The organism is Kineococcus anabasis, assembly GCF_054590795.1.
Genome location: NZ_BAAIHU010000001.1, coordinates 376,514 through 398,197, shown reverse-complemented (window position 1 = coordinate 398,197; position 21,684 = coordinate 376,514). Strand labels below are relative to the sequence as shown.

The window sequence follows — 21,684 nt, the reverse complement described above, 5'->3', positions numbered from 1 at the left end:
CTGTCACCTACCCGCCGGGTAATCGACGCGCCGCGCGGGCGGGGACACGGTCGTCGTCATGACCACCTCCACCGTCCCCGCCGGCCGCGCGAGCGCCGCCGGCACCGCCTCCCCGCTGCTGCGGCCCCTGCTGTGCGCCGACGCGGCCGTCACCGGTCTCAACGCCGCCGCGTACCTCGCCGCCGCGCCCCTCCTCGCCGGTGTCCTGGGCCTGCCGGGCGGGGCGCTGCGCGCGGCCGGGGCGTTCCTGCTCACCTACGCCCTGGCCGTGCTGTACCTGGGCACCCGCGCCCGCCCGCCGCGCGGCGCGGTCGTGGTGGTCGTGGCCGTCAACGCGCTGTGGGCCCTGGGGTCCGTGTTCCTCGCGGTCACCGGCTGGCACGAGCCCACCGGCGCGGGGACCGCCTGGGTCCTGGCGCAGGCCGCGGTGGTGGCCACCTTCGCGGTGGCGCAGGCCGGCGCGCTGCGCCGGGGCTGAGGGCGCGCGCCGGGACCCGGCGGGCGGGTGGGCGCCGGAGCCCGGGCGCGGGGAGGGGCCGGTTAGCGTGCGGGCATGAGCCGCCCGATCGCCACCAACCGTGTCGTCTCCCTCGAGGAGCTGCTGGAGTTCTGCCGCCCGCGCCACCACGTCCTGCTCATCACCCGCCGCGCCGACGGCGGCGTGCAGGCCTCCCCGGTCTCCTGCGGCGTGGACGGGAAGGGCAGGTTCGTCATCTCGACCTACCCCCAGCGGGCCAAGACCCGCAACGCCCGCCGCGAGGCCGCCGTGAGCCTGGTGGTGCTCTCCGACGACTGGAACGGCCCGTGGGTCCAGGTCGACGGGGATGCGGAGGTCCTCGACCTGCCGGAGGCGCTGGAGCCGCTCGTGGAGTACTTCCGCTCCTTCGGCCGGGAGCACCCCGACTGGGAGGAGTACCGCCGCGCCATGAGCGAGCAGGGCAAGTCCCTGCTGCGCATCACGCCCCGCCGGTGGGGCCCGGTGGCCACCGGCGGCTTCCCCGCCCACCTCGCCGGCGGCTGAGCCCCGGCCGGGGCGGCCCGGCGCTTCCGTGCGGCCCTGTGCGGCCCCGTGCGGCCCTGTGCGGCCCTGCGCTCGCGTGCGGCTCAGCAGTCCGGGTCGGCGGCGTCGGCCTCCTCCACCTCCTCGGCGGTGATCCCCAGCAGGTGCAGGACCGCGTCCAGGTAGGGCACGTTCACCGAGGTGTGCGCCTGCGCCCGCACGACGGGCTTGGCGTTGAACGCCACCCCCAGGCCCGCCACGCCCAGCATGTCCAGGTCGTTGGCGCCGTCGCCGATCGCGACGGTCCGCGCCATCGGCAGGCCCTCCGCGCGCGCGAAGTCCCGCAGCGCCGCGGCCTTGGCGGCCCGGTCCACCACCGGGCCCAGCACCCGGCCCGTCAGGCGGCTGCCCACCACCTGCAGGCGGTTGGCGCGGGCGTGGGTGATGTCCAGCGACGCCGCCAGGGGCCCCACGACCTCCAGGAACCCCCCGGAGACCACGCCCAGGGTGAAACCGAGGCGGCGCAGCGTGCGGCACAGCCGCTCCGCGCCCGGGGTGAGCTGCACCGCCTCGCGCACGTCCTGCAGCACGCCGATGTCCAGACCCGCCAGGCACGCCACCCGCTGCACCAGGGACTGGGCGAAGTCCAGCTCCCCGCGCATGGCGCGCTCGGTGACGGCCCGCACCTCCTCCTCCCGCCCGGCGTGGGCGGCCAGCAGCTCGATGACCTCCTGCTGGATGAGGGTGGAGTCCACGTCCATCACGACCAGGCGCCGCCCCAGGCGCGCCAGACCGGCGGGGGAGACGGCCACGTCCACCCCGTGCGCGCCGGCCTCGGCGGTCAGGGTGCGCCGCAGCCCCCCGGCATCGCAGGGCCCGCCGTCGAAGGAGACGTCCAGCTCCAGGGTGGTGAACGGTGCACGCGAGAGCCGCCGGATCCGGTCGATGTTGGCCCCGGCCTCGGCCAGGCGCGCGGTGACGCCGGCCACGGCCTGCGCCCGCAGCGGCGCACCGAGCAGGCTGACGTGCAGGCGGCCCGGGCGGCGGGGGGCGTTGTCGCCGCTGCCGGGGCTGAAGCGCACGTCGAGACCGGCCTCGGCCGCCGCCGGGGCCACCGCCGCCTCCACGGCGCCGGGGGCGGCGGCGGTGACGAGCACCGCCAGGGTCAGGTGGCCGCGCACCACCACCTGCTCCACGTCGAGGACGTCCACCCCGAGGGAGGTCAGGGACCGGAACAGCGCCGACGTCAGCCCCGGGCGGTCGGAGCCGGTGAGGGTGATGAGGACCGTGGCGGCGGGGGCGGGTGGGCCGCTCGTGCCGGGGCGGGTGGTGGCGGGGGCGGGCGCGTCGCTCGGCACGGGCAGCCAGGCTACCCGTGCCGGGCGGGCGCGCAGCCCACCTGCCCAGGCACCGGTCCCCGTCGGGGTGTCAGGCGCCGCTGCCCGCTGCGGCGTTCTTCTCGTCGCGCCAGGCCAGCCACTCCCGCACGCGCCCCAGGTCGAAGTCCGGGCCGCCCGTGCCGAGGGTGTACAGGCGGGTGCCCACGGCGTGCAGCTGCTCCCCGCGCTTCCCGGGCTCGGTGTCGTCCACCCCGGCGGAGCGCTCGATCTCGAGGGGGTCGCGCCCGCCCTGCTCGCACCAGCGGTCCAGCACGGAGTGCTTGTGCGCGATGGTGGCGGTGTCGCCGAAGCCGTGCCAGATGTCGGCGTGCCGGGCCACGATGCGCAGGGTCTTCTTCTCCCCGCCGCCGCCGATGAGGACGGGGATCTTGCGGGTGGGGGCGGGGTTGAGCCTGGCCAGGCGTGCCTCGATGCGGGGCAGGGCCCCGGCGAGGTCGTCCAGGCGTCCCCCGGCGGTGCCGAACTCGTAGCCGTACTCGGTGTAGTCCTTCTCGAACCAGCCCGAGCCGATGCCCAGGATCAGCCGGCCGGTGCCGCCGTCGCGGGCGGAGATGTGGTCCACGGTGCGGGCCATGTCGGCCAGCAGCTCGGGGTTGCGGTAGCTGTTGCAGCTGACCAGGGCGCCGATCTCGACGCGGCTGGTGGCCTCCGCCCAGGCCCCGAGCATCGTCCAGCACTCGAAGTGCCGGCCCTCGGGCTCGCCGTAGAGGGGGAAGAAGTGGTCCCAGTTGAGCAGGACGTCCACGCCGGCCTCCTCGGCGGCGGCTGCGGCGCGGCGGATGTCGCCGTAGCCCGCGTGCTGGGGGTGCAGCTGCACACCGATGCGGACGGGACGGGGGTCGCCGGCGGAGGCACCCGCGGCGGCGGGGGTGTCGCTGGTGGTCGTCATGGCGTCATGGTGGTCCACCGCCCCCGGGCCCGGACCACCAGGGTGCCCCCGTGCGCCGGCACTACTCCCCGGACGTGGGGGCGCGGACGCGGTCGGCCCCGGCGAGGTCGATGAGGCGCGCGCGCTCCGGACCCCACCCGGGCGCGGGGCCGGCCGCCTGCTCCTGCGCCGCACCGGCGCTCTCCCCCTCCCGCGCGGCGGTCCCCTCGACCGGGACCGCACCCCCCGGCGCGGTGCCGTCCTGCGGCGCGCTCTCACCGTCCGAGGTGCTGGTCCCGTCCTGCGCGGGGGCCCCGGGCGCGGCGGGGAAGGGCACGGTGAGGGAGAGCACGCCGTCGCGGTAGCCGACGAGGGCGGCGAGGGCGTCGACCGGCTCGGGCAGCTCCACCTGCCGGGTCACGGTGCCGTGGGGGCGCTCCAGCAGCAGCGCCTGCCGCTCCGGCTGCACCGCCCGGTCGCGCTGCGCGCTGACGGTGAGCACCCCGGTCTCGAAGCCCACCTCCACGCTGGCCGGGTCGATGCCCGGCAGGTCCAGGTCGAGGTGGTAGCCCTCCGGGCCGCGCCAGACGTCGGCCGGCACGGTCATCGGCACCGTGACCGGCACGGTGACCGGTGTGGTGACCGCCGCGGTGACCGGCGTGGCCGTCGCCCCGGCCGCGGAGGCGACCTCCGCCGCCGTCGCGCCGGGGAGGAGCGGCGCCGCACCCTCCGGGGCCGGACCCCGCGCCGGGGCGGTGGCCGCGGGGTCCGCGCCGTCGGCGGCCTGCACGGGCACCTGCTGCTCCACCGTCCACCAGCCGGCCTCGAACTCCTCCCCGAAGGGACGGGGCAGGGCGCGCCCGGAGGAGCGGGCGGCGGGGGTGGGGACACGCTGGGCCCGGCGCCGGGCGGTGGCGCGCTCGCGCTCGAAGAGGACCTGCTCGCGCCGCTGCGCGCGCCAGGTCGGCTCCTCGGCCACCTCCGCGACGTCCGCGGGTGCGCCGGGTCCGGGATCGTTCATGGTCCCTCCTGGAGGAGCCGGTGGACCTCCGGCCGGGCGCCGCGCGGTACCCGGCCGTGTCCGCTGCGTACCCCGCCCGCGCCCGGCCAAACCCGCCCCCCGCGCGTGCAGGCCCGTCCGGGTGCCCTCCCCGGCTCCCTCCCCGGGTGCCCTCGTCCCGGCTGCCCGTTCAGCCCGCCGGCGCCGGCAGCTGCGCCACGTAGCCCCAGGTGGCACTCGCCCCCAGGTGCCCGGCCTGCACCACCCGCGCCGTCGCGCCCACCGCCGCGGTGGTGGCCAGCGCCGCCAGCACCACCGAGGCCACCGAGCGCGCCGGCAGGCAGCGCCACACCTGCCCCGGCGGGACGTGGGAGCCCCCCGCCGCGGGCCGCACCTCCCGGGCGCGGGCGGCGACCCACCACAGCACCACGCTGACCAGCGCCACGCCCACCGCCCACGGCAGGACCGCCTCCCCGGCCCCGGCGTGCGCGGCGCGCACCGGGTCCGGCGGCAGGCGCTGCAGGAGCGCCTCGCCGGACTCCACCGCCGCGTACGAGAGCACCAGGGACCCCACACCGGCCACGGGCAGCAGCAGCCCGGCGCGGCGGCGGGCGGTGTCGGAGAACGCGCACACCGCCAGCAGCAGGCACGTCAGGGGCACCAGCACCACCACCGCGTGCAGGACGAGGCTGTGGGTGGGCAGGCCCGCCGCGAACGCCGGCACCACGCCCGCGGTGGCGCTCACGGCCCGGGGACGACCGCGTCGCCGTCCACGCGCACCGCGAACGGGGCCAGGGGAGCGGTCGCCGGCCCCTTCAGCGCCTTGCCGGTCGCGGCCTCGAACAGCGAGCCGTGGCAGTTGCACACCAGCTGCTCCCCCTGCACCGCCACCGGGCAGCCCTTGTGGGTGCAGGCCGCGTCGAAACCGACGACCTGCCCGGCGGTCGGCTGGGCCACCACGACCGAGCGCCCGTCGGGGGCCTGCACGCTGACCGCCGAGCCCACCGGCACGTCCGCCAGCTTCGCCAGCACCGCCCCACCGGCCGCGCCGGAGGAGGAGGGCGCCGGGGCCGTCTCGGAGGGGGCCGCCGCCGAGGAGGTGGCGGAGGTCGTGGGTGCGGTGCCCGCGGTGCCCTCCTCGCCGCCGCAGCCGGCCAGCACGATCCCGCCCCCGGCCAGCACGCCGCCGGCCAGCGCCCTGCGCCTCGTCACCGCCGGCGCACCCCCTGCCCCCGCGGCCGCGGTGCCGCGGCCCGTCCCGCCGTGCCCGTCTGCCGCCCCCGTGCTCGCCGCGCCGTCCGTGCCCGTCATGGGTCCTCCTCGCCTGGGCGGACCGCGCGGTCGCGGCCCCTCCACCGGTGCAACGAGACCACGCCCCGGACGGTTCAACGCTCACCCACGCCGCGGTGAACCGCCGCGGCCCCGCGCTCGTGGTGGGAACGTGGGCCCACCACGTGCCGGGGAGGGTGCCGATGAGGCCGTGCGCCGCGGGAGCGCGCTGATGGGCGCCGAGGAGGACCTCGTGCGCGCCCTGCACGACGAGCACGCCGCCGTGCTGCGCAGCTACGTGCTGTCCCTGACGCGTGACGGCGCCACCGCCGACGACGTGGTGCAGGAGACACTGCTGCGCGCCTGGCGCCACCCCGGTGCGCTGGACCCGGCGCGGGGCTCGGCGCGGGCGTGGCTGTTCACGGTGGCGCGCAACCTCGTCATCGACGAGCGCCGCTCCAGCCGCTGGCGGCGCGAGGAGCCCACCGCCGCCCCGCCGGAGCGAGCCGCCGACGCCCACGACGAGGCGGTGCTGCAGTCCTGGCTGGTGGCCGAGGCGCTGCGCCGGCTCTCCCCCGAGCACCGGGCGGTGCTGCTGGAGTGCTACTACCGCGGCCGCACCGTCGCCGAGGCCGCCACCGTCCTGGGCGTGCCGGCGGGAACGGTGAAGTCCCGCACCCACTACGCCCTGCTGAACCTGCGCCTGGTCCTGCAGGAGATGGGGGTGACGCGGTGAGCGAGGACCCGTTCGCCACCAGTGCCGGGCCGTACGTGCTGGGGGCCCTGGACCCCCCCGAGCGGCAGGCCTTCGAGCGGCACCTGACCGGCTGCGCACGCTGCCGCGGCGCCGTCGACGCCCTGGCCGGGCTGCCGGGGCTGCTGGCGCGGGTGCCCGCGGGATCGCTCCCCCCCGCCGAACCCCCCGGCGCGCCGCCCGCAGCAGCACCCGGCGCGCCGCCCGCAGCAGCACCCGGCGCGCCGCCCGCAGCGGGGCCCCGCGAGCTGCTGCCGGTGCTGCTGGCGCGGGTGCGGCGCCGGCGGCGGGCGCGCCGGGTGCTGGGCGCCCTGGCGGCGGTCGGGCTGGCGGCGCTGCTCGTCCCACCGGGCGCGCGCGAGCCGCGGCCCGCCGCGGGGGAGGCCTTCGAGCGGCTGGTGCCCGCGCCGCTGAGCGCCACCGCCGTGGTGCAGCCGGTCGCGTGGGGCACCCGGGTGGAGGTGACGTGCAGCTACAGCACCGGCCGGCGGGCCCCGTACGCCCTCGTGGTCACCGACCGGGCCGGCAACCACCAGCAGATCGGCACCTGGACGGCCCTGCCCGGCCGCGACGCCCGCTTCACCGCCGCCACGTCCCTGCCCGCCGCCGACATCGCCGCCCTGGAGGTGCGGACCCTCTCCGGTACGGCGCTGCTGCGCCTGCGCCCGCGCTGAGGTGGCCCCTGGCCCCTGGCCGCTCACCCCTGGCCGCTCACCCCGAGGCGGCGGCTGCGGCGGCGGCCGCCCCGGCGGCGCCGGCCGCGGCCTGCAGGTCCCGCAGGGCCCGGCGCACCGCGGCACCGGCCCAGTCCCCGGCGGCCAGCTCACCCGCCCGGCGCACCAGCTCCCGCCGGGACAGGCCCGTGCGGGAGGCGTACAGCTTCGCCACCAGCCCCACCGAGTGCACCAGCGCCACCAGCGCCACCGCCCGGCGGCCCGGCGCCGCGGCACCGAGCAGCGCGGAGGCCACGTCGGCGTGCAGGGACTCCACGTGCTGCGGCTGCACCGCGCGCACCCGCGTGACCGGCACGAACCCCAGGACCGTGCCCCGCTCCACCTCCACCTCGCCGCGCTCGGCCAGGCGCTCGAGCACCTGCCCGCGCAGCGCCCGCTTCAGCCGGTTCAGGGCCGCCACCGGCCGCTGCCCCGGGCGCGCCCGCAGCTGCCGCAGCGCGGTGTCCAGGACCGGCTCGCCCACCGGCCCCTCCCCGGTCACCACCAGCCGCTCCGCGCGCACACCGGCCAGCCCGCCGGCGGCCACCTCCAGGTGCCCGCGCGCCGCCAGCTCCAGGAGCACCGCCCCGGCCAGCACCAGCTCCAGCCGCTGCCCGTCGGCGCGGCTGCGGCCCGTGGCGGGGTCCAGCAGCAGCAGGTACAGCTCCTCGGCGAGCGTGCGGGGACCGGTGTCCATGCCCGCACGCTAGCGGCGGGCCGCTCCCGGCGCCCCGGGCGGCGGACCCCTCCCGCCGGCTGCGCCACGAGGCGCGCCGCCGGAGCCCGGGGGCTCCGGCGGCGCGAGGTGGGACGTCGTCGCGGGGGAGGGCTCAGCGGTGCTGCACGCTCACGGCGCCGGTGGCCCAGGTGTAGGTCGCGGACCCGCCGGTGAAGTCCTGGCGCACCCCGCCGGGCACGGCGTACTCCCCGCTGCGGGGCCAGCCCAGGCGGCCGGACTCCCAACCCTGCCGGGCCCAGGCGTCGCGGATCGCGCCCACCACGACGTGCGCGCCGCTGCCGGCGGACCAGTACACCGACCCGCCCTGGAAGTGGCTGAACGCCCCACCGGGCAGGGCCCGCTCCCCGGTGGTCGGGAAGCCCAGGCGCCCGGTCTCGTAGCCGGCGCGCCCGTAGGCCTCCAGGATCGCCCCGCGCAGCGCCTGCGCGCCGGTGGCGGGGGAGAAGTAGACCAGGCCGCCGCGGAAGCGCTGCAGCGCGCCGCCGCGGATGCCGTGCTCGGCGGCGGCGGGGAAGCCCAGCCAGCTGTTCTCCCAGCCCAGCGCGGCCCAGCGCTCGCGCACGGCGCCGCGCACGGGCTGCGCACCGGTGGGCACCGACCAGTACACCGAGCCGCGCTGGAAGTGCTGCGCGCGCCCGCCGCGCACCCCGAACTCACCGGTGGACGGCCAGCCCAGGACACCGCGGTCCAGGCCCATCGCGCGGTAGGCGTCCAGGATGGCCCCGCCCACGGTCAAGGTGGAGGCGCCGCTGCGGAACTGCATGGCCGGCGCCGGCGCCGGGGCGGTGGGGTGGCCGAAGTTCACCACGTAGTAGATGTCGCCGCCGGCGCGGGCCACGCCGATGCCGGCCAGCGTCATCTGCGGCAGCGCCATGATGCGCTGGTGGGGGGCGCTGCCCACCCAGGAGCGCACCGCCACGCCGGGGGTGCCGTTGAGGGTGGAGGCCTTCAGGATGATCTCGGAGTTGCCGCCCAGGCCCGGCGCGTAGGACAGGTCCGGGTTGTGCACGAACGCCCCGGTGCGGGCCATGGTGTCCGCCCAGCCCTGCGCCTTGGCGTCCAGGGCGCCGTGGCGGGCGAGCTGACCGGCGCCGATGCCACCGCGGTAGGCGTTGAGCTCCACCAGCGTGCCGTGCCGCAGCGCACCGAGGTCGGCGCTCCGGACGTCGGTGCTCGTCGTGGCCGCGGTGGGCGTCGCGGCGGCCGCGGCGGGCACGCTGACGGCGCCGCCGAGCAGGCTCAGCAGGGCGGCGGCGGCCGCGGTCAGGGCGTTGCGGCGGCGAGCGTGCGTCGGGCGGGGCGTCAGGCGCATGCACTGTGCGTCGGACGCCACGCGCCGCTGCTTGAGGGATCACGCAGCACCCGTGCCCGGGCCGGTGCCGGCGCACCGCCCCGTACGCCCGCCGGGCGGGGCGCGTGGCGGGCGGCGCGCGACCGCCCGGCAGGCGCTCAGCGGGAGGTCAGCGGGAGGTCAGCCGGAGGTCGGCGGGGCGACGCGCTGGCCCTTGCCCACGACCGTGATGCCCGTGGAGGTCACGGTGAAGCCGCGCGCGCGGTCCTCCTCCGGGTCCACCCCGACGCGGGCGTCGTCGGGCACCACGACGTTCTTGTCCAGGATCGCGCGCTGCACGACCGCGTTGCGCCCGATCTGCACGTTGTCCATCAGCACCGAGTCCGACACGTGCGCCCAGGAGTCCAGGCGCGCGCCGGGGGAGACGATGGACTTCTCCACCAGCGCCCCGGAGACGACGACCCCGGCGGAGATGATCGAGTTCACCGCGTGCCCGTAGGTGCCCTGCCAGCCGTTGACGAACTTCGCCGGCGGGTAGTAGTTCTGCGCGGTGATGATCGGCCAGTCGTAGTTGTAGAGGTTGAACACCGGCAGGGTCGAGATGAGGTCCTGGTGGGCCTCGTAGTACGAGTCGATCGTCCCCACGTCCCGCCAGTAGGCGCGGTCGCGGTCGGTGGCGCCGGGGACGTCGTTGTCCTTGAAGTCGTACACCCCGGCGCGGCCGCGGTCGACGAAGTCGGGGACGATGTCGCCGCCCATGTCGTGGGCGGAGTCCACCTTCTCCGCGTCGCGGGTCACGGCGTCGATGAGGGCGTCGGTGTTGAAGACGTAGTTGCCCATGGACGCCAGGACCTCCTCGGGGGAGTCCGCCAGCGGCCGCGGGTTCTTCGGCTTCTCCAGGAACGCGGAGATCCGCCGCGGGTCGGCCGGGTCGGCCTCGATGACGCCGAACTGGTCGGCCAGCGAGATCGGCTGGCGGATCGCGGCGACCGTGCACTCCGCCCCGGAGAGCATGTGGTCCTCCACCATCTGCCGGAAGTCCATCCGGTAGACGTGGTCGGCGCCGACCACCACGACGATGTCGGGCCGCTCGTCGTACACCAGGTTCAGCGACTGCAGGATCGCGTCCGCGCTGCCCAGGTACCACCGCTTGCCCAGCCGCTGCTGGGCGGGCACCGAGGCGATGTAGCTGCCGAACAGGTTCGACATGCGCCAGGCCTGGGAGACGTGCCGGTCCAGGCTGTGCGACTTGTACTGCGTCAGCACCACGATCTTGCGGTAGCCCGCGTTGACGAGGTTGGACAGCGCGAAGTCGATGAGGCGGTAGTTGCCCCCGAAGGGCACGGCGGGCTTGGCGCGGTCCGCCGTCAGCGGCATGAGCCGCTTGCCCTCCCCACCGGCGAGGACGATCGCGAGGACGTTAGGGGCAGCCACGTGCGCACCGTATCGGCCGGGTGTGGCGCAGGCCACGGCAGCCTCGCCGTGCGTGTCGCGCCCACCCCGCCCCGGGAGGCCGCCCCGCCCCGCCGCGCCGTCCGCCGCGCCCTCCCGCCGCCCGCGCACCGGCCAGCCCGCGCACGGCACCCGGGAGCGCCGCCGCCGCACCCGGCGGGGCGGTCGGTACGGTGGCGCCCCCACAGGCAGCGAGCAGCGAGGAGGACCCGGTGCGCGTCGACGTGCTGACCAAGGAGTACCCGCCGGCGGTGTACGGCGGCGCGGGCGTGCACGTCGCGGAGCTGGTGCGGGCGCTGCGCGAGGCCGGGCGCCTCGACGTGCGGGTGCGCTGCTTCGGCGAGGAGCGCGGCGAGGAGGGCACCAGCGCCTACCCCGAGCCCGCACACCTGGCCGGCGCCAACGCGGCGCTGCGCACCCTGGGCGCGGACCTGCCCATGGCGCAGGACTGCGCCGGCACCGACCTGGTGCACTCCCACACCTGGTACGCCAACCTCGGCGGGCACCTGGCCTCCCTGCTGCACGGGGTGCCGCACGTCCTGACCGCCCACAGCCTGGAGCCGCTGCGGCCCTGGAAGGCCGAGCAGCTCGGCGGCGGCTACGGGGTCTCTTCCTGGGCCGAGCGCAGCGCCTACGCCGGCGCCGCCGCCGTCATCGCCGTCTCCGCCGGCATGCGCGCCGACATCCTGCGCGCCTACCCCTTCCTGGACCCCGCCCGCGTCCACGTCGTGCACAACGGCATCGACGCCCAGCTGTGGGCACCCACCGAGGACCGCTCCGCGCTGCCGGGCCTCGGCATCGACCCCGACGCCCCCTCCGTCGTCTTCGTCGGGCGCATCACCCGCCAGAAGGGCCTGCCGCACCTGCTGCGCGCCGCGGCCCGCCTGCCCGAGGGCGTCCAGCTCGTCCTGTGCGCCGGCGCCCCCGACACCCCCGAGATCGCCGCCGAGGTCGAGGGCCTCGTCCGCGACCTGCAGCGCGAGCGCGCCGGGGTGGTCTGGATCCAGCGGCACCTGCCCCGCGCCGAGCTCGTCCAGGTGCTCTCCGCGGCCACCACCTTCGTGTGCCCCTCGGTGTACGAGCCCCTGGGCATCGTGAACCTGGAGGCCATGGCCTGCGGCGCGGCGGTGGTCGGCACCGCCACCGGCGGCATCCCCGAGGTCGTCGCCGACGGGCGGACCGGCTGGCTGGTGCCCATCGAGCAGGTCGAGGACGGCACCGGCGCCCCCGTGGACCCGGAGAAGTTCGTCGCCGACCTCGCCGCCACCCTCACCGACGCCGTCAGCGACGTCACCCGCGCCCGCGAGCGCGGCGCGCGCGGACGCGAGCGCGCCGTGGCGGAGTTCTCCTGGGACGCGATCGCCGAGCGCACCGAGGCCGTCTACCGGGACACGCTGGAGGCGTGGGAGGACTGAGCCGCCCGCACGGGGGACGGGGCGGCGGCGCGCACGACGGTGCCGCCCCCCGCCCGCAGGTCACGAGCCCCGCCGGCCCTCCCCGGCGGCCGCGCGGTAGTCGCGCAGCTCCACCTCCAGGGGCAGCGTCTTCCAGAACTGATCGCTGGTCAGGACCAGCAGGCCCTCGGCCACACCCGTCGCCAGGCAGGCGACGTCCCCCAGGGAGAGCCTGCCCCGGTGCTCACGGCGGGCGGCGCGCTCGGCGGCGAGGACCCCGGGGACCAGCGCGGCGTGCCGCTGCGTCCAGGGCAGCAGCTCGATGCCCAGGGCCTGCAGGTCCGGCAGCAGCCCCCCGGCGGTGGCGGGGTCGGCGAACTTGCGGCTGAGCACCCCGGCGACCTCCGCGACCGTCACCAGCGACATGCACACCCGCTGCCTGGGAACGGCGATGACGCCGTCGAGCACGGCGTGCGCAGCCGGCTCCTCCGTGCCGTCGGGGTCCAGCCAGGACAGCAGCGAGCAGGCGTCCAGCAGCCAGCCGCTCACCGGCCCGCGCGGGCGTCCAGCGCGGCGACCTCCGCCTCGTGGTGCTCCTGCCAGGCCTGCGCCAGCCCCGGCCCGGGACGCGGGGTGCGGTACCTGCCGCGGATGCGCGCCACGAGCGCCTCGCGGGTCTCCACGACGATCCGCCCGGCGCCGTCGGTGCTCGCCACCAGCTCCGACTCCGGGGAGACGCCCGCCTCGGCGAGCAGCTCGGCGGGCAGGGTGGGACGCCGCTTCGCGTCCAGCCGCACCGGATACGTGGTCACCGTCCCACCGTACGCCTCCCCGTGGGAGGACACCAGACCCGCTCCCACCACGCTGCCGCCCACCCCCACCGCCCCGCCTGGTAGACAGCGCCGATGAGCAGCGCCGGTGCCCCCGCGGCCGGCGCGCCCCGCTCGCTGCGCGGGTGCACCGGCTACGGGCGCTGGTGGGCGGCGTCGACGACGTCGGCCTTCGGCAGTCACGTCACCGTCCTCGCCGTCCAGGTCCTCGTCGTGCAGACCCTGCACGGCGACGCCGTCGACGTCGGCCTCGTCACCGCGGCGCGCTGGCTGCCGTACCTGCTGGTCGGGCTGCTCGCCGGCGCCCTCGTCGACCGCCTCCGCCGACGCCCGGTGATGATCGCGACCGACGCCGCGTCCGCGCTGGTGCTGGCCGCCATCCCGCTGCTGGCGCTCCACGGCTCCCTCGGCGTGGGGTGGCTCGCGGCCACGATGGCCGCGTTCGGCCTGGTGACCCTCGTCGGTGACGCCGCGTCCCAGTCCTTCCTGCCCCGCCTGGTGCCCCGGCACCTGCTCGCCCCTGCGCACGCACGCGCCGACCAGGCCGACGCCGTCGCCCAGGGCAGCGGCCCCGCGCTCGCCGGCGCCCTCGTCTCGCTCCTCGGCGCCCCTCTCGCGGTCCTCCTCGACGCGCTCAGCTACCTGACCTCCGCGGCGATGCTGGCCACCGTGCGCGTCGAGGAACCCCCCGCCCCGCAGCGCATCCCGCGCGGCACCCCCGCCGCGGGGGTGCTGCGCGGCGCCGGCCGCGACGTCGTGGAGGGGCTCCGCTGGGTCTACCGCCACCCGACGCTGCGCCCCCTGGCGCTCTCCACCCACGCCTGGTTCGCCTGCTCCGCGGTGGCCGGGGCGGTCCTCGTCCCCCTGGCGCTGCGGGACCTGGGGCTGACGCCGGTGACGCTCGGGCTGGCCACGGCCACCGCCGGGCTCGGCGCACTGGCCGGGGCCTCGGCCGCGGTGCCGCTGGGACGGCGCTGCGGGCCCGGACGCGTCATCGCCGCCACCCGCGCGGGCACCGGCCTCGCCTGGGCCCTCATGGCCCTGGCACCCTCGCTCGTCCCCGCCCCACCCGCAGCCGACGCCGGTCCCTGGGGCGGCGGAGCCGCGTGGGCCCTCTTCGCCGCCGGGCAGCTCTGCCTGGGGTTGTGCATGGGCGCGGAGAACACCAACGAGCTGGCCTACCGGCAGGGCATCACCCCCGACCGGCTGCAGGGCAGGATGAACACCACGATGCGCTCGCTGAACCGCGCCGCGATCGTCGTGGCCGCACCCCTGGGCGGGCTGCTGGGGGACGCGGCCGGCTACCGGGTGGCGCTGCTGGCCGCCGCCGGCGCCGTCGTCGTGGTCGCCGCCGTCACCGCCACCAGCGCGCTGCGCCGGGCCGGCCTCGACGACCCGCACACCCCGCCGGACCCCGCCTGACGGTCCTGCCCGAGGCACCCGGGCGCGCCGGGACCCGGTCTGGTCAGGACGGCTGCCCCAGCTGGGCGTCCATCCACGCCATCGTGGGCCAGCCCGCATCGCGGTCGGCGTCGACGAACAACCGGAAGTCGTGCCCGAGCGGGAGACGCCGGTAGGGCAGGTCGACCCCCTCCGCGGCGAAGAGGTCCACGACCCGCTCCACCCGGTCGCCGTTGAGGTCCCCCCCGACACTGGTGATCCTCGGCTGCCCCGAGCGCACGCGGTCGAGGTGCTCCAGGTACGAGGTGGGCTCACGGCTCATGGCGCCGTCCACGGCCCACACCGCCGCGAACGCCTCCGGGTGCTCGATGCCGAACCGGAAGGCGCCGTGCCCGCCCATCGACCAGCCGACGAGCAGCCGGTGCGCCGGACCCGGCCGCACGCGGTAGGTCCGCTCGACGTGCGGGACGAGCTCGTCGAGGAAGGCCGTGTCGTACCGGCCCTCCCAGCGCCCGTCGCGGTTGCTGTCCGGCGTCACGATCACGACGTCGTCCAGCACCCCGGCCTCGACCGCCGCGCGCAACCGCTCGGCCTCGGGCAGGAAGGTGGCGTTGCTCTGGCCACGCCCGTGCAGCGCGAACAGCACGGGGTACTCCCGGCAGTCGGTGTGGTAGTCCGCGGGCAGGCTCACGCTGTAGGGCACGGGCTGGCCGTCGGCGCCCGTCAGCTCGGTGTCGAAGCGCAGGTCACCCGCCGGGGCGTCGCAGCTGCGCGGGTCGGCGCCCTCCTCACCCGTCCCGGGGGAGGGGGCCCCCGTGGGCGTCGACGGCGGTCCCGCGGTGGGTGCCGCACCGGCACTCGCCGGGCCGGCGTCCCGCAGGGAGCCCACGAGCACGGCGACGCCGGCCAGCCCGGCCACGACGACGGCGCCGGACGCGACGAGGAGACCCGTGCGGCGGCCGCGACGGGCGCCCTGCGGCCCCGCCGGGGAGGACTTCGAACTGGTCACCTGGAGCCCCTGGGTCGGTGGAGCGGGCCGGAGGAGGCACCGCACGGGAGGTCTAGCAGACGTGTGGGGACCCACTGCTTCCCGGGCACCCACCGGCGGCGAGGTTCACCCGACCGGACCGCTCGGCTCCCTCCGGCGACGGGCCGGTGTCAGGGGGTGGTGCGCGCGGAGGTCGGGAGGGCCGGATCGCCGGGGGTGGTTCACACCGCACGGACGCCGAACCCCACTGCGATGTAGATCTCGTTATCGGTACCAACACTGCAACATCGATTTTGATCAAGAGCCGCTCAGACCGCGGAGGCCCCCTGACCACAGTTGACGGCCACCGCGAGGGCACGACGGGCCGTCCCGGCGATCTCGCGGAGGGCGCGGGCGCGGGTCGCCGCCTCGTGACCGCTGATGGAGGCGCCGTCGTCCTCGGCCGCGAGCTGCGCGATCCCCAGGACCTGCACGGCGCTCTGCACCACGCGGACGGAACGCGCCTCGGTGCCGGGTGGGAGGGCGTCCCGGGGCAGGGCGGGGGAGCGCAGGTCCGCGATGCGCTGGGCGGCGTCCTCGCGCCACCGGGCGACGTCGAGTCCGGCCAGGGTGCGGGTGACGGTGGTCAGGGCCGTGCGCAGCTCGCGCTCGGCGTCGGCGAGGGCGTCCGGGTCGGGCGCCCGGCGGGGCAGCGCGCCGTGGACCGTCCACTCCACCGTCGCGCCCGGCTCCCAGAGCGACCCGAACGTCGTCACCGCGGGCACGAGCGCCCAGCGTTCCGGCGTCCCGGGGAGCTCCACGACGACGCACTCGCCGGCCTCGAGCGCCGCGGCGTTGACGGCGGCGGGTCCGGGCAGGCCGACGGGGTCGCCGGGAGCCGGCAGGACCACGAGCAGGCGCGCCCCCCGCGGCAGGTGGTGCAGCAGCCCGCGCAGGTCGTGCACGACGGGTCCGTCACCCGGCAGCGCGGGCGCACCGTCCGTCCACGTCAGGGTGTGGGGCTCGTCGTCGCGCTGCACGGCCCGCAGTGCCGCGTCGGCGGGGACGCGGGCGGTGGCCACCGCGCCGCCCCAGGCGGCCAGCCGCGCGGAGCGGGGGACATCCAGCACCGCACCAGGGTAGGTGGCCCTCCGCGCGGCCCGGAACGCTCCCCGGTCGCGCCCGACCCGGTGCGGGGCAGGTGGGGGCCGTCGTTAGGGTCGCGGCCATGAGCGACGTCCTCGACCTCTCCGGTGTGACCGTGACCCGGGGCCGCACGGTGCTGCTGGCGTCCGTGGACTGGCAGGTCGCGTCGGGGGAGCGGTGGGTCGTGCTGGGCGCGAACGGTGCGGGGAAGTCGACGCTGCTGTCGATCGCGGCGGCGCGGCTGCACCCCACGCGGGGGACGGTGCGGGTGCTGGGGGAGACCCTGGGGCGCGTCGACGTGTTCGAGCTGCGGCCGCGGATCGGCCTGGCGAGCAACGCGCTGGCGGCGCAGGTGCCCGGCGCCGAGCTGGTGCGCGACGTCGTCGTCACCGCCGCGTACGGGGTCACGGGCCGCTGGCAGGAGTCCTACGGGGAGGACGACCTGGCGCGCGCGCAGGAGCTGCTGACCCTCATGGGCGTCGGGAAGCTGGGTGCCCGCTCGTACGGGACCCTCAGCGACGGCGAGCGCAAGCGCGTGCAGGTGGCGCGCGCCCTGATGACGGACCCGGAGCTGCTGCTGCTCGACGAGCCGGCCGGGGGCCTGGACCTCGGGGGCCGCGAGGACCTGGTGCGGCGTCTGACCGGGCTGATCGCGGACCCCGCGGCGCCGTCGACGGTGCTCGTGACGCACCACGTGGAGGAGATCCCCGCCGGAGTGACGCACGCGCTGCTGCTGCGCAAGGGCAGGGTCGTGACGGCGGGGCCGGTCGGTGACGTGCTCACGTCGGAGCACCTGTCGGTGACGTTCGGACTGCGCCTGCAGGTCAGCCGGCGGGCGGGCCGGTTCTTCGCGCGGGCCCTCGACTGATCCTCTCGACCACCGTGTAAGGCTCGTTATCGATCGTCGAAAGTTTTTATCCTCGACGGGACGAACCCGCCGGGATCAGCGGACGAACGCGCCGGTGACGTCCATCTCGTCCGCGATGCGCTGCACCATCCGCACGTACCAGTCGGCGTGGTTGTAGTGCCACAGGGCCCGGGCCTCGGCCTCGCGGCCGTGCCCGCCACCGTTGCGGCACAGGTAGTTCGCGGCGCTGTACACGGCGTCGGCCGGGGCCCACGCATCGGCGGTGCCGTCGCCGTCGCCGTCGACGCCGTAGGCGGCGAACGTGGCGGGCATGAACTGCATGGGGCCGATCGCGCCGGCGGAGGACGGGCCGGTGTTGCGGCCGTGGCCGCTCTCGACCTGCCCGACGGCGGCGAGCAGGCTGACCCGCATGCCGGGGCACGTCCGCGCCGCCCCCGCGTAGAGCTGGGCGTAGTCCGCGGCGACGGGGCGCGCCGTGGCCTTCGAGGTGGCGGCGGCACCGGCGCTGGCGGCGGCCGAGGCCGCGGCCTCGGCGGCGGCGCGGGCCTCGGCGAGCTTGCGGGCCGCCTCCGCTGCCGCGGCGGCCTCTGCGGCCTCGAGGTCGCGGGCGCGCGTGCTGAGGGCGGCGACGTCGGCCTCGGCACGGGCGAGCTCGTCGGTGAGGGCGGCGGAGGCGTCGGCGAGGTCGCGGACGCGGGCGATGGCGGCGTAGGTCTGGGTGTCGGCGGCCGCGGAGGCCGCCTCGGCGGTCTCCCGGTGACGGGTGGCGTCGTCGGCCTCGCGGGTGTCCCGGTCGAGGGCGGCGTCCACGGTGAGCTGCTGTCCGCGCTGGGCGAGGAGGACGTCGGCGCCGGTGAGGGCGGCGTGCCACAGGCCGAGGGAGGCCTGCAGGGTGGTGCCGCCCATGTAGAGGTCGCGCACGCGGCGGGCCTGGGAGCGGCGGCTGTCCTCGGCGTCGCGGGCCGCGGTGTCCTCGGCGACCTGGGCGCGGATGCCGGTGCTGACGGCGCGGCCGATCTCGGCCTGCTGGGCGTCCAGGGCGGAGCGGACGTCGCGCACGCGGCCGTCGAGGGCGTCGACCCTGGCGGTGGCGCCCTGCACGGCGCGGCGGGCCTGCTCGGCGCTCTGCGCGGCGGCGGGGGCCGCGAGGAGGACGTGCAGGGCCCCGGTGGTCACGGTGGCGCCGACCAGGGCGCAGGCCGCCGCGGCGGCGCGGATCCGGGTCCCTGTCCTCACCCGGGAGGTGTCGGCAGCCGGGGGCCGCACCTTGACCCCGCGGTGCCGGCCCTGTGGGCGCGGCCCCGGGGCGGGGCCGCACCCGGGGGTGTCAGGCCTGGAGGTGTCAGGCCCGGGGAGTCAGGCCTGGGAGATGTCGGCGGCCAGGACCGGCTCGGACGTCGGCTGCTCGGAGCCGGTGGCCGGTTCCTCGGTGACCCCGAGGGTGGGCACGCCGTCGGTGTCGTCGACGTAGGCGGTGTAGTGGCCTGCGCGGTCGCGCTCGAACATCCCGGCGGGCCGGATGTCCCCGTCGTCGATGAGCCAGAGCTGGTAGCCGCGGCCGGGGCCCACCGCGGGCAGGCCCGCGCCGATGACGACGGCCTGGGAGCCGGAGCGGACGACGGTGGCGGTCGCGCCCTGCCTGCCGGTGACGCTCTGCACGCGGCTGCCCGGTGCGGTGAGCAGTTCGGCGATGCGCTGGGACTCGGCGGTGGCGTCGGCCGCCTCGAGGCGGGCCTGCTCGGCCTGCTGGGAGGCCGTCCAGCCCCAGCCGGTGGCGGCGAGCGCGACGGCGCTGCACGCGGCGGCCAGGGCCAGCTGCCAGCGGGGCGGGCGGCCCTGCCTGCGGGCGCGGCGCTCGTCGAGGGAGACGGGCGCGGCGGTACCCGCGCCCCACCCGCCGGAGCCGCGGCCGTGCGGGGTGTCCTGGGGGGTGCGGGCGACGGCCTGCAGCACGGAGGCGCGCAGCGAGGCGGGGGCGGGGGTGGCGACGGCCTCGCCGAGGAGGGCGGCGGTGTCGGAGAACTCCGCGACGGCGGCGCGGCAGTCGTCGCAGCCGGCGAGGTGTGCGTCGAAGGAGTCGCGTTCGCCCTCGTCCAGTGCGTCCAGCGCGTAGGCGCCCACCAGCGTGTGCACGTCGTCCACCTCCTCTGTCCTCGTCGCGTCGCGGTGCGTGCTGTCGTCGGTGCCGTGGCTCATGTCGTCGCTCGGGTTGTGCTCGGGGTGGCGGTCGGGGTCGTGGTGGGGCTGGTGCTGCCGGTCGCGGCCGGGGTCCCAGGGGCTGTGGCCGCTCACCGCGCCACCCCCAGGGCGTCGCGCAGGCGGATCATCCCGTCGCGCAGGCGGGTCTTGACGGTGCCCAGCGGGAGGCTGAGCTCGCGGGCGATCTCGGTGTGGGTGCGCCCGCCGTAGTAGGCGAGGGTGACGGCCTGGCGCTGCACCGTCGTGAGGCTGGACAGGGCCCGGCGGACGTCCTCGCGCTCGAGGTTGCCCTCCACGGTCTCGCTGACGCTGTCGTAGGGGCGGACCTGGTCGCGCAGGCCGACCTTCTCGTCGCGGTCGGTGCTGGCCTGTGCGGAGCGGACCCGGTCCACGGCCCGGCGGTGGGCCATGGTGACGAGCCAGGTGCGGGCGCTGCCGCGGGTGGGGTCGAAACGGGCGGCGGTGCGCCAGGCCTCGAGGTACACCTCCTGCGACACCTCCTCGCTCTGCGCCGGGTCGCGCAGCACGCGCAGCACGGTGCCGAACACGGCGGAGGAGGTGGCGTCGTAGAGGGCGGCGAAGGCGTCGTCGTCTCCCTGCGCGGCACGCTGGAGGAGTTCCTCGGCCGCCTCGGGGCCGGGTTGCCCCTCGCCGGGGCGGTGCCTGGAGACAGTCACGAAGGTCACTCTGGCACCTCCTCCTCGCCGCGTCCGCCGACGGCCCGGAAAAGGACCTCCGCGCCCCGCACCAGCGGCGGGACACCAGGAGTTCGTCGCGGCGCGGCACCGCGGATTGGGCGACGGTGATCCTCACCCGTTCGGAGCACCGCCCGGAGCGCCCGGGTTGGGGGTGCCACCCGGGTTCCTGTGTGCTCCACTGATCACCGTGGGTCAGGACGTGGATCAGCGGAGCGTCACGGGCGCGGACCGGCGCCGGTTCCGGGAGCTGCTGCACCTGGAGCTGGCAGTGCTGCGCGAGCAGTTGCGCGCCGGTCGCCTGGCGGACGACGAGACGTGCGCGGGCATCGAGCTGGAGCTGCACCTCGTCGACGCGCACTGCCAGCCCGCCATGGTCAACGCGCAGGTGCTGGAGCACCTGGCCGACCCGCGGTTCCAGACGGAGCTGGGGGCCTTCAACATCGAGATGAACGGCGCCCCGCACGGGCTCGGCGGCGACGGCTTGCCGCAGCTGGAGCGCGACGTGACGCAGGCCCTGGCCGCGGCCCGGGAGGCTGCGGCGGCCTGCGGGGTGCGGGTGGCGCCGGTGGGCATCCTGCCGACGGTGCTGCCGGAGCACTTCGAGGGGGAGTGGCGCAGCGCCAAGGCACGCTACGCCGCGCTGGACGAGGCGATCACCGCGGCCCGCGGGGAGGACGTGGAGCTGCACATCGAGGGGCCCCGCTCCGGTGAGCGCCTGGCCCTGCACCTGCCCACGATCGGGCCGGAGGCCGCGGGGACCAGCGTGCAGCTGCACCAGCAGGTGTCCCCGGAGGACTTCGGGCGGCGCTGGAACGCCGCGCAGGCGGTGGCCGGGGTGCAGGTCGCGCTCGCGGCGAACTCCCCGTTCCTCTTCGGGCGCCACCTGTGGGCCGAGACCCGCATCGAGCTGTTCACCCAGTCCACGGACACCCGCAACGTGGAGCTGCGCAACCAGGGGGTGCGGCCGCGGGTGTTCTTCGGGGACCGCTGGATCGGCGGCGTGATGGACCTGTTCGAGGACGACGTGCGCTACTTCCCCTCGCTGCTGCCGGTGCTGGAGCAGGAGGACTGCCTGGCGGCGGTGGAGGCCGGCCGGGCCCCGGAGCTGGCGGCGCTGCGGCTGCACTCGGGCACCGTCTACCGGTGGAACCGGCCCGTGTACGACGTCGTCGGTGACGTGGCGCACCTGCGGGTGGAGAACCGCGTGCTGCCGGCGGCGCCGACCCCGCGGGACCTGGTGGCGGACGCGGCGTTCTTCCACGGCGTGGTGCGCGCCCTGGCCGACTCGGACGAGCCGGTGGAGGAGCGGATGGCCTTCGCCGACGCCGAGCGCGCGTTCGGGGACTGCGCCCGCCTGGGCGTGGACGCGACGGTCACCTGGCCGGGCGTGGGTGAGGTGCCGGTGACGCGCCTGGTGCTGGAGGTGCTGCTGCCGCTGGCGGAGGAGGGCCTGCGCCGGTGGGACGTGCCGGAGGCGGTGCGCCGGGAGTACCTGGCGGTCGTGGAGGCCCGCGCCCGCACCCGGCGCAACGGCTCGGTGTGGCAGGTGGAGGCGGTGCGGTCGCTGGAGGCCACCGGCCTGGACCGGCGCGGCGCGCTGGTGGCGATGCTGGAGCGGTACCTGGACAACTGCGCCACGGGCGCACCGGTGCACGAGTGGGAGCCGGTGGCCGCGCCCCGCCGCTGAGCGGGCAC

General features: G+C 77.2%; 23 protein-coding genes. 8 read left to right on the top strand and 15 right to left on the bottom strand.

The window, feature by feature from the left end:
* Positions 1 to 58 precede the first annotated feature (58 nt).
* Both ACYQBY_RS01775 and ACYQBY_RS01770 read left to right on the top strand, forming a co-directional pair.
* Complete coding sequence (locus ACYQBY_RS01775) at positions 59 to 478, top strand: hypothetical protein (RefSeq protein WP_459642087.1); 420 nt, start codon at positions 59 to 61, stop codon at positions 476 to 478.
* Positions 479 to 553: 75 nt separating this feature from the next.
* Positions 554 to 1,021 (top strand): PPOX class F420-dependent oxidoreductase, encoded by a 468-nt coding sequence (locus tag ACYQBY_RS01770; RefSeq protein WP_459642086.1) that lies wholly within the window; start codon positions 554 to 556, stop codon positions 1,019 to 1,021.
* Positions 1,022 to 1,104: 83 nt separating this feature from the next.
* Here ACYQBY_RS01770 and serB read toward each other — a convergent pair whose 3' ends face one another.
* The 5 genes from serB to ACYQBY_RS01745 all read right to left on the bottom strand — a co-directional run bounded on the left by serB (position 1,105) and on the right by ACYQBY_RS01745 (position 5,579).
* Entirely contained in the window at positions 1,105 to 2,358 is a 1,254-nt protein-coding gene (gene serB, locus ACYQBY_RS01765; RefSeq protein WP_459642085.1) for a phosphoserine phosphatase SerB, read from the bottom strand.
* A gap of 70 nt (positions 2,359 to 2,428) precedes the next feature.
* On the bottom strand, positions 2,429 to 3,289 hold the full coding sequence (locus ACYQBY_RS01760; protein ID WP_459642084.1) for an LLM class F420-dependent oxidoreductase: 861 nt from the start codon (positions 3,287 to 3,289) through the stop codon (positions 2,429 to 2,431).
* Positions 3,290 to 3,350: 61 nt separating this feature from the next.
* The gene (locus ACYQBY_RS01755; RefSeq protein ID WP_459642083.1) at positions 3,351 to 4,289 is read right to left on the bottom strand and encodes an Hsp20/alpha crystallin family protein; all 939 of its coding nucleotides are present in this window, start codon (positions 4,287 to 4,289) and stop codon (positions 3,351 to 3,353) included.
* Positions 4,290 to 4,458: 169 nt separating this feature from the next.
* Positions 4,459 to 5,013 carry a hypothetical protein gene (locus tag ACYQBY_RS01750; protein ID WP_459642082.1) on the bottom strand — a complete coding sequence of 185 codons (555 nt, stop codon included), beginning with the start codon at positions 5,011 to 5,013 and terminating at the stop codon, positions 4,459 to 4,461.
* Positions 5,010 to 5,579 (bottom strand): Rieske (2Fe-2S) protein, encoded by a 570-nt coding sequence (locus ACYQBY_RS01745; protein ID WP_459642081.1) that lies wholly within the window; start codon positions 5,577 to 5,579, stop codon positions 5,010 to 5,012. Before ACYQBY_RS01745 ends, ACYQBY_RS01750 begins: the two co-directional genes overlap by 4 nt.
* Before the next feature lie 130 nt (positions 5,580 to 5,709).
* Here ACYQBY_RS01745 and ACYQBY_RS01740 point away from each other — a divergent pair, with 130 nt between their 5' ends.
* Together ACYQBY_RS01740 and ACYQBY_RS01735 are read left to right on the top strand one after the other, a co-directional pair.
* The gene (locus tag ACYQBY_RS01740) at positions 5,710 to 6,273 is read left to right on the top strand and encodes a sigma-70 family RNA polymerase sigma factor (protein WP_459642080.1); all 564 of its coding nucleotides are present in this window, start codon (positions 5,710 to 5,712) and stop codon (positions 6,271 to 6,273) included.
* Positions 6,270 to 6,965 carry a zf-HC2 domain-containing protein gene (locus tag ACYQBY_RS01735; RefSeq protein ID WP_459642079.1) on the top strand — a complete coding sequence of 232 codons (696 nt, stop codon included), beginning with the start codon at positions 6,270 to 6,272 and terminating at the stop codon, positions 6,963 to 6,965. The genes ACYQBY_RS01740 and ACYQBY_RS01735 overlap by 4 nt, the downstream gene beginning before the upstream one ends.
* Before the next feature lie 37 nt (positions 6,966 to 7,002).
* On the opposite strand, the gene ACYQBY_RS01730 is transcribed toward ACYQBY_RS01735, so the two are convergent.
* From ACYQBY_RS01730 to glgC, 3 genes are all read right to left on the bottom strand, one after another.
* Entirely contained in the window at positions 7,003 to 7,701 is a 699-nt protein-coding gene (locus ACYQBY_RS01730; RefSeq protein WP_459642078.1) for a GOLPH3/VPS74 family protein, read from the bottom strand.
* 133 nt (positions 7,702 to 7,834) lie between these two features.
* A complete protein-coding gene (locus tag ACYQBY_RS01725) occupies positions 7,835 to 9,076 on the bottom strand; it encodes a CAP domain-containing protein (protein ID WP_459642077.1) in 1,242 nt (413 codons plus the stop codon).
* A 138-nt stretch (positions 9,077 to 9,214) separates the two neighbouring features.
* Positions 9,215 to 10,468, bottom strand: a complete 1,254-nt coding sequence (gene glgC / locus ACYQBY_RS01720) for a glucose-1-phosphate adenylyltransferase (RefSeq protein WP_459642076.1) — start codon at positions 10,466 to 10,468, stop codon at positions 9,215 to 9,217.
* Positions 10,469 to 10,698: 230 nt separating this feature from the next.
* Between glgC and glgA the strand changes: the two genes are divergently transcribed.
* Positions 10,699 to 11,901: a glycogen synthase gene (gene glgA / locus ACYQBY_RS01715; protein ID WP_459642075.1), complete on the top strand. Its 1,203-nt coding sequence runs from the start codon at positions 10,699 to 10,701 to the stop codon at positions 11,899 to 11,901.
* Between the two features lie 60 nt (positions 11,902 to 11,961).
* Here the strand turns inward: glgA and ACYQBY_RS01710 are convergent, their stop codons facing one another.
* Positions 11,962 to 12,429, bottom strand: coding sequence for a PIN domain-containing protein (locus ACYQBY_RS01710; protein WP_459642074.1), 468 nt, complete (start codon positions 12,427 to 12,429; stop codon positions 11,962 to 11,964).
* Entirely contained in the window at positions 12,426 to 12,692 is a 267-nt protein-coding gene (locus ACYQBY_RS01705) for a hypothetical protein (protein WP_459642073.1), read from the bottom strand. The genes ACYQBY_RS01710 and ACYQBY_RS01705 overlap by 4 nt, the downstream gene beginning before the upstream one ends.
* Before the next feature lie 93 nt (positions 12,693 to 12,785).
* Here ACYQBY_RS01705 and ACYQBY_RS01700 point away from each other — a divergent pair, with 93 nt between their 5' ends.
* Positions 12,786 to 14,132 (top strand): MFS transporter, encoded by a 1,347-nt coding sequence (locus ACYQBY_RS01700; protein ID WP_459642072.1) that lies wholly within the window; start codon positions 12,786 to 12,788, stop codon positions 14,130 to 14,132.
* Positions 14,133 to 14,175: 43 nt separating this feature from the next.
* Here ACYQBY_RS01700 and ACYQBY_RS01695 read toward each other — a convergent pair whose 3' ends face one another.
* Both ACYQBY_RS01695 and ACYQBY_RS01690 read right to left on the bottom strand, forming a co-directional pair.
* Positions 14,176 to 15,120: an alpha/beta hydrolase gene (locus ACYQBY_RS01695; RefSeq protein ID WP_459642071.1), complete on the bottom strand. Its 945-nt coding sequence runs from the start codon at positions 15,118 to 15,120 to the stop codon at positions 14,176 to 14,178.
* A 287-nt stretch (positions 15,121 to 15,407) separates the two neighbouring features.
* On the bottom strand, positions 15,408 to 16,208 hold the full coding sequence (locus tag ACYQBY_RS01690; RefSeq protein WP_459642070.1) for a hypothetical protein: 801 nt from the start codon (positions 16,206 to 16,208) through the stop codon (positions 15,408 to 15,410).
* 98 nt (positions 16,209 to 16,306) lie between these two features.
* Between ACYQBY_RS01690 and ACYQBY_RS01685 the strand changes: the two genes are divergently transcribed.
* Positions 16,307 to 17,092, top strand: coding sequence for an ABC transporter ATP-binding protein (locus ACYQBY_RS01685; protein ID WP_459642069.1), 786 nt, complete (start codon positions 16,307 to 16,309; stop codon positions 17,090 to 17,092).
* A 75-nt stretch (positions 17,093 to 17,167) separates the two neighbouring features.
* Here the strand turns inward: ACYQBY_RS01685 and ACYQBY_RS01680 are convergent, their stop codons facing one another.
* The 3 genes from ACYQBY_RS01680 to sigK all read right to left on the bottom strand — a co-directional run bounded on the left by ACYQBY_RS01680 (position 17,168) and on the right by sigK (position 19,968).
* A complete protein-coding gene (locus ACYQBY_RS01680; RefSeq protein WP_459642068.1) occupies positions 17,168 to 18,328 on the bottom strand; it encodes a lytic transglycosylase domain-containing protein in 1,161 nt (386 codons plus the stop codon).
* 120 nt (positions 18,329 to 18,448) lie between these two features.
* On the bottom strand, positions 18,449 to 19,384 hold the full coding sequence (locus ACYQBY_RS01675; RefSeq protein WP_459642067.1) for an anti-sigma factor: 936 nt from the start codon (positions 19,382 to 19,384) through the stop codon (positions 18,449 to 18,451).
* Positions 19,381 to 19,968, bottom strand: a complete 588-nt coding sequence (gene sigK / locus ACYQBY_RS01670) for an ECF RNA polymerase sigma factor SigK (protein ID WP_459642439.1) — start codon at positions 19,966 to 19,968, stop codon at positions 19,381 to 19,383. Before sigK ends, ACYQBY_RS01675 begins: the two co-directional genes overlap by 4 nt.
* Before the next feature lie 202 nt (positions 19,969 to 20,170).
* Here sigK and ACYQBY_RS01665 point away from each other — a divergent pair, with 202 nt between their 5' ends.
* The gene (locus ACYQBY_RS01665; protein WP_459642438.1) at positions 20,171 to 21,676 is read left to right on the top strand and encodes a glutamate-cysteine ligase family protein; all 1,506 of its coding nucleotides are present in this window, start codon (positions 20,171 to 20,173) and stop codon (positions 21,674 to 21,676) included.
* The last annotated feature ends 8 nt before the right edge of the window (positions 21,677 to 21,684 follow it).

Coding starts and splice junctions, on each gene's coding strand:
- ACYQBY_RS01770 (WP_459642086.1), top strand. CDS start 554: ATGAGCCGCCCGATCGCCACCAACCGTGTCGTCTCCCTCGAGGAGCTG.
- ACYQBY_RS01730 (WP_459642078.1), bottom strand. CDS start 7,701: ATGGACACCGGTCCCCGCACGCTCGCCGAGGAGCTGTACCTGCTGCTG.
- ACYQBY_RS01775 (WP_459642087.1), top strand. CDS start 59: ATGACCACCTCCACCGTCCCCGCCGGCCGCGCGAGCGCCGCCGGCACC.
- ACYQBY_RS01755 (WP_459642083.1), bottom strand. CDS start 4,289: ATGAACGATCCCGGACCCGGCGCACCCGCGGACGTCGCGGAGGTGGCC.
- ACYQBY_RS01700 (WP_459642072.1), top strand. CDS start 12,786: ATGAGCAGCGCCGGTGCCCCCGCGGCCGGCGCGCCCCGCTCGCTGCGC.
- ACYQBY_RS01745 (WP_459642081.1), bottom strand. CDS start 5,579: ATGACGGGCACGGACGGCGCGGCGAGCACGGGGGCGGCAGACGGGCAC.
- ACYQBY_RS01685 (WP_459642069.1), top strand. CDS start 16,307: ATGAGCGACGTCCTCGACCTCTCCGGTGTGACCGTGACCCGGGGCCGC.
- ACYQBY_RS01760 (WP_459642084.1), bottom strand. CDS start 3,289: ATGACGACCACCAGCGACACCCCCGCCGCCGCGGGTGCCTCCGCCGGC.